We start from the raw sequence: 10,933 nt of genomic DNA, 5'->3' as shown, positions 1-10,933 counted from the left end.
AGGCCGCCACGCGCACGAACCCCGCGGCCAGCCGACCTGCCTACGATCAGGCCATGCCCCCCGTCACCCCGCACGCCTCCGCCGGAGAGCGCCCCCCGTACTCCCCCGTCGCACGCGAGGCCCTGCGCGAGCAGGCGGAGTCGGCTCTGCGCGCCCTCGTCGGGCGACCCGACGCCCGGTTGCGCGACGACCAGTGGCGCGCGGTCGAGGCGCTCGTGGCGGACAGGCGCCGGGCCCTCGTCGTGCAGCGCACCGGGTGGGGCAAGTCGGCGGTGTACTTCGTCGCGACGGCGCTGCTGCGCGCGGGCGCGAACGGCGCGGAGCCGTCCGGGCCGACGGTGATCATCTCGCCGCTGCTCGCCCTGATGCGCAACCAGGTGGCGGCGGCCGAGCGGGCCGGGATCCGCGCGGAGACGATCAACTCCTCGAATGTCACCGAGTGGGCCGACGTGCAGGCCCGGGTGCATGCCGGCGAGGTGGACGTGCTGCTCGTGTCCCCTGAGCGGCTCAACAACCCCGGCTTCCGCGACGAGGTGCTACCCCGGCTGGCCGCCGACGCCGGGCTGGTCGTGATCGACGAGGCGCATTGCATCTCCGACTGGGGGCATGACTTCCGGCCCGACTACCGGCGCATCCGCACACTCCTCGCAGACCTGCCAGCCGGGATCCCCGTGCTGGCCACCACGGCCACGGCGAACTCCCGCGTCACCGACGACGTCGCCGAGCAGCTCGCCGTCACCGGCACGGACACGGCGCGCGGCTCAGACGCCGGCGCGGGCGGCGACGCGCTGGCCGACGTGCTGGTGCTCCGTGGGCCGCTCGACCGCGAGAGCCTGCACCTGTCCGTGGCGGAGCTTCCTGACACGTCGGCGCAACTGGCCTGGCTCGCGCACAACCTTCCCCGCATCGACGGCTCGGGCATCGTCTACTGCCTGACGGTGGCCGCGGCGCAGCAGGTCACCGAGTACCTGCGCGGCGTCGGCCTCGACGTGCGGGCGTACACCGGCCAGACGGACACCGCTGAACGTGAGGCCGCCGAGGCGGACCTCCTCGCCAACCGGGTCAAGGCGCTGGTCGCCACCTCGGCGCTCGGCATGGGATTCGACAAGGGCGACCTGGCGTTCGTGGTGCACCTCGGGGCGCCGGCCTCGCCGATCGCCTACTACCAGCAGGTGGGTCGCGCCGGCCGTGCCACACAGCGCGCCGAGGTCGTGTTGCTGCCGGGGCGTGAGGATCGTGCCATCTGGGATTACTTCGCCTCGATGGCCTTCCCGCCGGAGACGGAGGTCCGCGCGGCGCTGGCCGCCCTGGAGAGCCGGGGCATGCTCTCGACGGCCGCGTTGGAGACGCATGTGACGCTGCGGCGGGCGCGGCTCGAGCTGATGCTCAAGGTCCTCGACGTGGACGGCGCCGTTCGCCGGGTGCGCGGCGGCTGGGAGGCCACCGGCCAGCCGTGGTCCTACGACGCCGAGCGCTATGAGCGGGTGAGCGCGGCGCGGCGGGCGGAGCAGCAGTCGATGGTCGACTACGTGCGCGGCGGCGGCTGCCGCATGGCGTTCCTGCGGCGTGCGCTCGACGACCCCGACCTGGTGGACGGCTGGCGGTGCGGGCGCTGCGACAGGTGCGGCGGGGCGACCGCGGGGTCGGCGCCCGACGAGGCGGAGGTCGCGGGGGCTCGGGAGCGGCTCGCGGTGCCGGGGGTGGAGGTCGAGCCCCGCAAGATGTGGCCGTCGGGCATGGCCTCGCTGGGCATCGAGCTCAGCGGCCGGATCGCCGCCGACGAGCGGGCCGAGACGGGGCGCGCGGTGGCGCGGCTGGACGGGATCGGCTGGGGCGGGCTGCTCCGCGACCTGTTCACTCCGACGACGTCCGATGGGCACGGGGCAGCCGACGCGCTTCCCGCCCCGCTGCGGCAGCCGGTGCTGGACGTGCTCGCGAACTGGGCGCCCGACCCGGCTCCGGCCGGCATCGTGGTGGTGGAGTCCGCCACCCGCCCAGGGCTCCTGCGCCATCTGGCCGAGGGCGTCTCACGCCATCTGGGCATCCCGGTGGTGGGCGCGCTGCGCCCGGTCGGTGGCGCGCCCGCGGCCCGGCATGACGTGAACTCGGCCCAACGGCTGGCGGGGGTGGTGCGCCGCCTCGAGCTCGACCTCGCGCCCGCCGCTGCGGCTGGCCTCCCGGGCCGCTCGGTGCTGCTGATCGACGACCGCACTGACTCCGGTTGGACCCTCACCGTCGGGGCCCGCCTGCTGCGGCAGGCGGGCGCCGAGGCGGTGTTCCCGTTCGTGCTGGGCATCGGCTAGCGCCGTGCTGCGCCCGGGCTGACGCCTGGGCCAGCGCGCCTGGGGCGCGCCGGCTCAGAAGGGCGCCCGGATCAGAAACGCGCCCGGATCGCCTCACCGTGGGCGGGCAGCCGCTCCGCGTCGGCGAGGGCCACGATGCGGTCCGCCACCGCCGCCAGCGCATCCGCGTCGTATTCGATGACCTGGATGGCGCGCACGAAGCTGTGCACACCGAGGCCGCTGGCGAAGTGCGCGCAGCCCCCGGTGGGCAGCACGTGGTTGGAGCCCGCCATGTAGTCCCCGAGGGACACCGGCGCGTACGGGCCGACGAAGATCGCCCCGGCGCTCGTCACGCGCTCGGCGACGGCGGCGGCGTCGACGGTCTGGATCTCCAGGTGCTCGGCGCCGTAGGCGTTGACGACCTCCAGGCCGTGCTCCAGGTTGTCCACCAGCACGATCGCCGATTGCGGGCCCGCCAGCGCCTGCATGGCCCGCGCGGCGTTGGCCGTGACCTCGATCCGGTCGGTGAGCTTGGACTCGACGGCTCCCGCGAGCTCCACCGAGGTGGTGACCAGCACGGCTGCGGCCAGCGGGTCGTGCTCGGCCTGGGAGAGCAGGTCGGCGGCCACGTGCGACGCGTCCGCGGTGCCGTCGGCGAGGATGGCGATCTCTGTGGGGCCGGCCTCGGCGTCGATGCCCACCACCCCGCGCACAAGCCGCTTGGCGGCTGCCACGTACACGTTGCCCGGGCCGGTGATGACGTCGACGGGCTCGCAGAGCGTCTCCCCGTCGCCGGGCTCGGAGCCCGCGGCGCCGTAGGCGAACATCGCGATGGCCTGCGCTCCCCCGACTGCGTAGACCTCGTCGATGCCGAGCAGCCCACAGGTGGCGAGCACATCCGGCGATGGCAGCCCACCGTTGTCCTTCTGCGGCGGGGACGCGACGGCGAGGGCGCCGACACCGGCCTCCTGCGCGGCGACCACGTTCATCACCACGGACGACGGGTAGACGGCGAGCCCGCCGGGCACGTACAGGCCGACCCTGCGCACGGGGACCCAGCGCTGGCGCACCTGCGCGCCCGGGGCCACGTCCACGGTGAAGTCGGCGGGCCGCTGTGCGGCGTGCACGGTGCGCACCCGGACGATGGCCTCCTCGAGGGCGGCGCGGACCAGCGGGTCCAGGCCGAGCACCGCCTCCTGGATCGCGTCGGCGGGCACGCGGAGATGGGTGGGGCGCACTCCGTCGAATCGCTCGCCCAGGTCGCGCAGTGCCGCGGCGCCCTGGGTGCGCACGGCGGCGACGATCGGCGCGACCTGCTCGGTCGCGGTCTCGACGTCGAGCTCGGCACGGGGCAGGGTCTCGAGGAGCTCCCGCCGGGACATCGAACGACCGCGCAGGTCGATTCTGGAGATCATGGCCCGAGTTTAGTGTTGTGCGACACCTGGGGGCCGGGCGGGCCGACGTGCGGGACGGCCATCAAGGATGATGGGCGTATGAGCACCTCGCAGACGCCCGGACACCGCGACATCGTCCCGATCACCGACGAGTCGATCCGGCTCGGCCAGTTCCTCAAGCTCGCCGGGCTCGCGGACTCCGGCGCCCAGGCGCGGGAGATGCTCGAGGACGGCCTGGTGGCCGTCAACGGCGAGCCCGAGGAGCGTCGAGGGCGCCAGTTGCGCCGTGCCGACCTCGTCACCGTCGACCTTCCAGCCGGCGAGGTGCGCGCCGTCGTCGGCTGAGTGACAGCTCAGCGCACGCTGCCCATGACGCGGTCGACATCGAGGTGGATGACCACCCGGGCGGGATCGAACTCGAGCTGCCGGTAGCGCTCGGCGTAGGCGGCGACCGCCTCGGCGACGTCCGCCGGGTCGTGGGAGACGGTCGCGGCGCCCTCCAACGTCAGCCATCTCCAGCCCTCGAGCTGGCACAGCGCCGCCCTGGCAGGCGTCCCCTGAGCAGTCGCCCGCTCGGTGTTGCGCGCCTTGACCGACGTCGCCTTGGTCGTGATGCGGGCCCGGCCGAGCGCCGGGTCCCACGTGAACGCCACGGGGACGACATGCGGGGTGCCGTCGGCGCGGGCGGTCGTCAGCGTCGCCAAGTGGCGGTCGACGACGAACGCGAGTTGGTCGTCCGTGAGCGCCGTCATGACAGGCAGCCGGGGCCGAGCAGCGCCTTGAGGTCGCCGAACAGCGACGGGGAGCGCTCGACCCGCAGCCCGGCGTCGAGCCGCATGACGGTCGTCATGCCCGGCCGGGTCAGGCGCAGGTGCACCTCGTTGATGCCCGGGTGCGTCGAGAGCACCTCGCGCAGGCGCTCCACGACGGGCGGTGTGCAGCGCGACTCGGGCAGTGTCACCACGACGGGGGCGTCGGCGACGGCCGACAGGTCCGGCAGGGTGACCTCCATCGCCTGGAGCTGCATCGTCTCGTCGCGGCGTCGCACGCGCCCGCGCACCACGATCACGGCGTCCTCCGCGAGCACCGTCGAGTAGGCGAGGTACGTCTCGCCGAAGAACATGATCTCGACGGAGCCCTCCATGTCCTCCAGGGTGACCGCGGCCCACGGGTTGCCCTGCTTGGACATCTTGCGCTGCAGGCTGGTGATGAGCCCCGCGACCACGACCGTCGATCCGTCGGGCCGCGCCTCGTCGGCGTTGAGGGTCGCGATCGACACGTCAGCGGCGGCGGCCAGCACATGCTCCAGACCGGACAGCGGGTGGTCGGAGACGTAGAGGCCGAGCATCTCCCGCTCGAAGGCGAGGCGCTGCTTCTTGTCCCAGTCGGGCAGCTCGGGGATGACCACCGAGAAGCCCATGCTCTCGTCCTCGCCGCCCAGGTCGGCGAAGAGGTCGAACTGCCCCTCGGCCTCCTTGCGCTTGACGCCGATGACGGAGTCGACGGCCTGCTCGTGCACCAGCAGCAGCGCGCGGCGCGGGTGGCCCAGGGAGTCGAAGGCCCCGGCCTTGATCAGCGACTCGATGGTCCGCTTGTTGCAGACCACGGCGGGCACCTTGTCGAGGAAGTCGATGAAGGACGTGAACGCGCCCTTCTCCTCGCGGGCGCGCACGATCGCGTCGACCACGTTGGCGCCGACGTTGCGGATGGCCGCCAACCCGAAGCGGATGTCCTTGCCGACGGCCGTGAAGTTCGCCGAGGAGGAGTTCACGTCCGGCGGGAGGACCGTGATGCCCATGTGGCGGCACTCGCCGAGGTACAGCGCCGACTTGTCCTTGTCGTCGCGCACGCTCGTGAGCAGGCCGGCCATGTACTCGGTCGGGTAGTTCGCCTTGAGGTAGGCGGTCCAGTAGGAGACGACGCCGTACGCGGCGGAGTGGGCCTTGTTGAAGGCGTACCCGGCGAAGGGCACCAGCACGTCCCACACGGCCTGGATGGCCTCGTCGGAGTACCCCCGCTCGCGGCACCCGGCCTGGAACGGGATGAACTCCTTCTCCAGGACCTCCTTCTTCTTCTTGCCCATCGCGCGACGCAGCAGGTCGGCCTGGCCCAGGCTGTACCCGGCCAGCTTCTGCGCGGCGCGCTGCACCTGCTCCTGGTAGACGATCAGGCCGTGGGTGATGCCCACGATCTCCTCGAGCGGCTCCTCGAGCTCGGGGTGGATCGGCTCGACCTTCTGCAGGCCGTTCTTGCGCAGCGCGTAGTTGATGTGGGAGTTCATCCCCATCGGGCCCGGGCGGTACAGCGCGATGACGGCCGAGATGTCCTCGAAGTTGTCGGGGCGCATCTGGCGCAGCAGCGAGCGCATCGGGCCGCCGTCGAGCTGGAACACGCCGAGCGTGTCGCCACGGCCCAGCAGCTCGTACGTCGCGGGGTCGTCGAGCGGGACCTCCTCGATCTTGATCGGGTCCTTGCCGTTCATCACGATGTTCTCGAGCGCGTCGTCGAGGATCGTGAGGTTGCGCAGGCCGAGGAAGTCCATCTTGATCAGCCCGAGCGCCTCGGACGCGGGCTGGTCGAGCTGGGTGATGATCGCGCCATCCTGCAGGCGGCGCATGATCGGGACGACGTTGAGCAGGGGCTCGCTCGACATGATGACGCCGGCCGCGTGCACGCCCCACTGGCGCTTGAGCCCTTCGAGGCCGCGTGCCGTCTCGAGCACGCGCTGGGCCTCAGGATCCGTCTCGACGACCTTGCGGAACTCGTCGGCTTCCGCGTAGCGCGGGTCGTCCGGGTTGTAGATGCCGGACAGCGAGATGTCCTTGCCCATCACGGCCGGGGGCATCGCCTTGGTGAGCTTCTCCCCCATCGCGAACGGGAAGCCGAGCACGCGGGAGGCGTCCTTGAGGGCCTGCTTGGCCTTGATGGTGCCGTACGTGACGATCTGGGCGACGCGGTCCTCGCCGTACTTGTCGGTGACGTACCGGATGACCTCACCGCGCCGGCGCTCGTCGAAGTCGACGTCGACGTCAGGCCAGGACACGCGCTCGGGGTTGAGGAACCGCTCGAAGATCAGCCCGTGCTCGAGCGGGTCGAGCTCGGTGATCCCCATGGCGTACGACGCCATGGACCCGGCGGCCGAGCCACGGCCCGGCCCCACCCGGATGCCCTGGGCCTTGGCCCAGTTGATGAAGTCGGCGACGACGAGGAAGTAGCCGGAGAACCCGAGCTGGGTGATGACGCCCGTCTCATAGTTCGCCTGCGCGCGGACGGCGTCGGGCACGGCGCCCTTGTACCGCCGTTGCAGCCCGCGCTCGACCTCCTTGATGAACCAGGAGTCCTCGTTGTCGCCGGCCGGGACGTCGGGGAACCGGGGCATGAAGTTCGCGTCGGTGTTGAACGCGACCTCGCACTGCTCGGCGATGAGCAGCGTGTTGTCGCAAGCCTCGGGCAGCTCGGCCCAGGTGCGCCGCATCTCCTCGGCCGACTTCAAGTAGAACTGGTCGCTGTCGAACTTGAAGCGGTCCGGGTCGGCCAGCGTCGAGCCCGACTGCACGGCGAGCAGCACCTCATGCGCGTGGGCGTCCTCGTGGCGCGTGTAGTGCAGGTCGTTCGTGGCGACCATGGGCGCGCCGATGATCTCGGAGAGCCGGCGCAGGTCCTTGATGACCCTGGTCTCGATGTCGAGGCCGTGGTCCATCATCTCGACGTAGAAGTTCTCCTTGCCGAAGATGTCCTGGAGCTCTCCGGCGGCGCGGACGGCCTCGTCGAACTGGCCGAGCCGCAGCCGGGTCTGCACCTCCCCCGAGGCGCAGCCGGTCATCGCGATCATGCCCTCGCTGTAGCGGCTGAGCAGCTCGCGGTCGATGCGCGGCCACTTGCCCATCTGCCCCTCGAGCGAGCCGAGCGAGGACATCCGGAACAGGTTGTGCATGCCCTCGGTGGTGCGCGCGAGCATCGTCATGTGCGTGTACGCGCCACGCGCCGAGACGTCGTCGCTCGCCTGGTGCGCCTCACCCCAGCGCACCCGGTTCTGGTCGAAGCGGCTCGTGCCGGGCGTGATGTACGCCTCGACCCCGATGATCGGCTTGATGCCGTGCTTGCGCGCTTTGTTCCAGAAGTCGAAGGCCCCGAACAGATACCCGTGGTCGGTGGTGGCCATGGCCGTCTGGCCGAGGCGCTTCGCCTCGGTGAAGAGGTCGTCCAACCGCGCCGCGCCATCGAGCATCGAGTACTCGGTGTGGACGTGGAGATGGACGAAATCGGACCCGTCAGTTCGCCCAGCCGCTGCCATGCCGGTCAGTCTAGGTGCCACCTGGGACACCCCCGGGACGCCTAGCGGTAGGCGTCGCGAAGTGTGGCGAGGGCCTCAGCCAGATCCTGCGGGTACTCGCTCGAGAGCTCGAGCCAGTCTCCGCTGGTGGGGTGCTCGAACCCGAGCCGCACGGCGTGCAGCCACTGCCGGGACATCGCCACACGGGCCGCGAGCGTCGGATCGGCCCCGTACGTGAGGTCGCCCACACATGGGTGCCGGAGGGCTGAGAAGTGCACGCGGATCTGGTGGGTGCGACCGGTCTCCAGGTGCACCTCGACGAGCGAGGCCGCCGGGAGCATCTCCAGGACCTCGTAGTGCGTGATCGACGGCTTGCCGTCGGCGACGACGGCGAACCGCCAGTCCGAGCTCGGATGCCGCCCGATGGGCGCGTCGATGGTGCCCGTCGTCGGCTCGGGGTGCCCCTGCACCAGCGCGTGGTAGACCTTCTCGACGGTGCGCTCCTTGAACGCCCGCTTGAGCACCGTGTACGCGTGCTCGCTCTTGGCCACGACCATCAGGCCCGAGGTGCCGACATCGAGCCGGTGCACGATGCCCTGCCGCTCAGCGGGCCCTGAGGTCGAGAGCCGGTAGCCGGAGGCCAGCAGGGCGCCCACCACCGTCGGCCCCGTCCAGCCGGGCGACGGGTGCGCCGCCACGCCGATGGGCTTGTCCACCACGACCAGGTCGTCGTCGTCATGCACGACGCGCATGCCGGGGACGGGCTCGTGCACGATGTCGGCGAACGCCTCGGCGCGCTCCGGCTCGGGCAGCTCGACCTCGAGCCATGCCCCGGCGGGCAGCCGGTCGGACTTGCCGACCTCGCGGCCGTCGAGCCGCACGGAGCCAGCGGCGGCGAGCTCTGCCGCACGGGTGCGGGACAGCCCCAGCAGCCGGGCGATCGCGGCGTCGACCCGCTCCCCCGCCAGGCCGTCGGGGACGGGCAGCGCACGGGTCTCAGCCATCGTCGCGGCCCTCCTGCGGGGTGCGCACGGCGGGCCCTTGGGCGCCCGGGCCCGCATCCGGGGCGTCGGCCCCCTCTGACGCCTGCTGGCCCCCGGGTGGCGGCTCGGCGCCCTCCGCCTGTGGCTCGTGGGCTCGCGTGCCGTCGATCTGGATGCCGCGGAACGCCAGCAGCATGATCAGGCCCGCCGCGACGACGATCGCGATGTCCGCGACGTTGCCGACGAACAGGTCCCCATAGGCGATGAAGTCCACCACGTGGCCGCGCGCGAAGCCGGGCGCCCGGAAGATGCGGTCGCCGAGGTTGCCGATCGCCCCGCCGAGCAGCAGCCCGAGGGCGATGGCCCAGGTGGTGGAGCCGATCCGACGCGAGGCGCGCACCACGTAGACCACCACCGCTGTGGCGATGATCGTCAGGATCCAGGTCATTCCCTCGGCGATCGACAGGGCCGCGCCCGGGTTGAACAGCAGGCGCAGGCTCAAGAGGTCGCCGAGCACCGGGACCCGCTCGCCCTCGACGAGGGTGACCAGCACCCAGGCCTTCGTGCCTTGGTCGAGCACGAGGACGCCGACAGTCAGGAGGACGAGGAGCAGAAGAAGGCGACGCCGGCGCCCCGCACCCGAGGGTGCGGAGGCCGGCGTCGTCTCGAAGGTCGTGGGCACCCGCAGGAGTCTACGGGTGGCTCATCGACGTTCCTCGCGCTGCTTGCACTCCACGCACAGCGTGGCGCGGGGGAATGCCTCCACCCGCGCCTTGCCGATCGCCTTCCCACACGACTCACACGTCCCGAACGTGCCCGCGCTGATGCGGGCCAGGGCGTGGGCCGTCTGGGCCAGGAGGTCACGCGTGTTGTTCACCAGGGTGAGCTCATGCTCTCGCTCGAGCGCGCTCGAGCCAGAGTCCGCCTGGTCGTCGCCAGCCCCGTCGCCGGAGTTGCGCAACAAGTTCGAGAGCTCGGCGTCTGCTGCCGAGAGCTCGGAGGTAAGTCGCGCGACGTCGCTCATGAGCTCGTCGGCGACAGCACGCACATCTCGGACCGACCACGGCTTCTCACCGTCACGCACTGGGAACAGCCGGACCGCCTTCGCGAGATCCAACTCCCCCTGTGATGTCGTCCCCCTGCTGAGTGAGTCGTTGATGGCCACTCGCGCCCTCTCTGTCGAAGTCACGCGAGACTATGCGCGTTGCACACAACGCACAACACACCGCGTGAGGCAGGGCCTCAGCACGGTGTGTTGTGGAACGAAAGTGCAGGTCAGACGCCTCGCGAAGCCGCTCCGGGCTGCGCGTTCTGTCCACTGCGCGGCGGCAGCGCGCTGCCCCTGTTGTCCAGGTCGCCGAGCAGGTTCTCCAGGTAGCTCTTGAGGCGCGTGCGGTAGTCCCGCTCGAACACGCGGAGCTCGTCGATCTTGCGCTCCAGCAGCGAGCGCTCCTGCTCGAGCTGCCCGAGCGTGCGGGACGACGTCTCCTCGGCCTCGCGGACGATGCGCGTGCTCTGGGCCTTGGCCTCGGAGATGATCCGGTCGCTCTCCTCCTGGCCGCTGCGCACGTAGTCGTCGTGCAGCTTCTGCGCCAGGGCCAGCATGCCGGTTGCCGACTCGGGCTCGTTGGGCCGCTGCGGGCTCACGGGCGCGACTGCCACCGGGGCGGGGGCGGCCGGCGCGGGCGCGGGCTGCGGCTCGGGGGCGGGCTCGGGCTTCGGCGCCGGGGCGCCCTGCTGGGCGCCCGCACGGCTGAGCTCGGCGATGCGTCGCTCGGCTGCCGCGAGCTTCGTCTTGAGGTCCTCGTTCTCGGTCTGCAGGTCGCGCAGTGTGTTGACGACCTCGTCGAGGAAGTCATCGACCTCGTCCTGGTCGTAGCCCTCGCGGAACTTCGTCGCCTGGAACTTCTTGTTCAGGACGTCGTCTGCTGTCAGCAGTGCCATCGTCGTCACCTCTTCGGTCGAACTTGGTTGAGCCGGTGGGCAGTCACCGACCACCTC

9 protein-coding genes are annotated in these 10,933 nt (G+C 71.5%); 2 read left to right on the top strand and 7 right to left on the bottom strand.

Annotated elements, in window-relative coordinates:
* Positions 1–53 precede the first annotated feature (53 nt).
* On the top strand, positions 54–2,303 hold the full coding sequence (locus QUV83_RS13825) for a RecQ family ATP-dependent DNA helicase (protein WP_289565320.1): 2,250 nt from the start codon (positions 54–56) through the stop codon (positions 2,301–2,303).
* Positions 2,304–2,374: 71 nt separating this feature from the next.
* Here the strand turns inward: QUV83_RS13825 and hisD are convergent, their stop codons facing one another.
* The gene (gene hisD, locus QUV83_RS13820) at positions 2,375–3,697 is read right to left on the bottom strand and encodes a histidinol dehydrogenase (protein ID WP_289565318.1); all 1,323 of its coding nucleotides are present in this window, start codon (positions 3,695–3,697) and stop codon (positions 2,375–2,377) included.
* 78 nt (positions 3,698–3,775) lie between these two features.
* On the opposite strand from hisD, the gene QUV83_RS13815 reads away from it, so the two are divergent.
* Positions 3,776–4,021, top strand: a complete 246-nt coding sequence (locus tag QUV83_RS13815) for an RNA-binding S4 domain-containing protein (RefSeq protein ID WP_289565316.1) — start codon at positions 3,776–3,778, stop codon at positions 4,019–4,021.
* Between the two features lie 8 nt (positions 4,022–4,029).
* On the opposite strand, the gene QUV83_RS13810 is transcribed toward QUV83_RS13815, so the two are convergent.
* From QUV83_RS13810 to QUV83_RS13785, 6 genes are all read right to left on the bottom strand, one after another.
* Positions 4,030–4,428, bottom strand: a complete 399-nt coding sequence (locus tag QUV83_RS13810; protein WP_289565314.1) for a pyridoxamine 5'-phosphate oxidase family protein — start codon at positions 4,426–4,428, stop codon at positions 4,030–4,032.
* On the bottom strand, positions 4,425–7,970 hold the full coding sequence (dnaE, locus tag QUV83_RS13805) for a DNA polymerase III subunit alpha (protein ID WP_289565313.1): 3,546 nt from the start codon (positions 7,968–7,970) through the stop codon (positions 4,425–4,427). Before dnaE ends, QUV83_RS13810 begins: the two co-directional genes overlap by 4 nt.
* 41 nt (positions 7,971–8,011) lie before the next feature.
* Positions 8,012–8,953 (bottom strand): RluA family pseudouridine synthase, encoded by a 942-nt coding sequence (locus QUV83_RS13800; protein WP_289565311.1) that lies wholly within the window; start codon positions 8,951–8,953, stop codon positions 8,012–8,014.
* A complete protein-coding gene (locus QUV83_RS13795; protein WP_289565309.1) occupies positions 8,946–9,614 on the bottom strand; it encodes a signal peptidase II in 669 nt (222 codons plus the stop codon). The genes QUV83_RS13800 and QUV83_RS13795 overlap by 8 nt, the downstream gene beginning before the upstream one ends.
* Before the next feature lie 21 nt (positions 9,615–9,635).
* Positions 9,636–10,049: a TraR/DksA family transcriptional regulator gene (locus QUV83_RS13790; RefSeq protein WP_436231922.1), complete on the bottom strand. Its 414-nt coding sequence runs from the start codon at positions 10,047–10,049 to the stop codon at positions 9,636–9,638.
* Positions 10,050–10,207: 158 nt separating this feature from the next.
* Positions 10,208–10,876 (bottom strand): DivIVA domain-containing protein, encoded by a 669-nt coding sequence (locus tag QUV83_RS13785; protein ID WP_289565305.1) that lies wholly within the window; start codon positions 10,874–10,876, stop codon positions 10,208–10,210.
* Positions 10,877–10,933: the final 57 nt, after the last annotated feature.

The organism is Cellulomonas cellasea, from assembly GCF_030372105.1.
Lineage (GTDB): Bacteria > Actinomycetota > Actinomycetes > Actinomycetales > Cellulomonadaceae > Cellulomonas_A > Cellulomonas_A cellasea_A.
The sequence above is the reverse complement of the archived record's forward strand: the minus strand, read 5'-3'. Positions and strand labels throughout refer to the sequence as shown.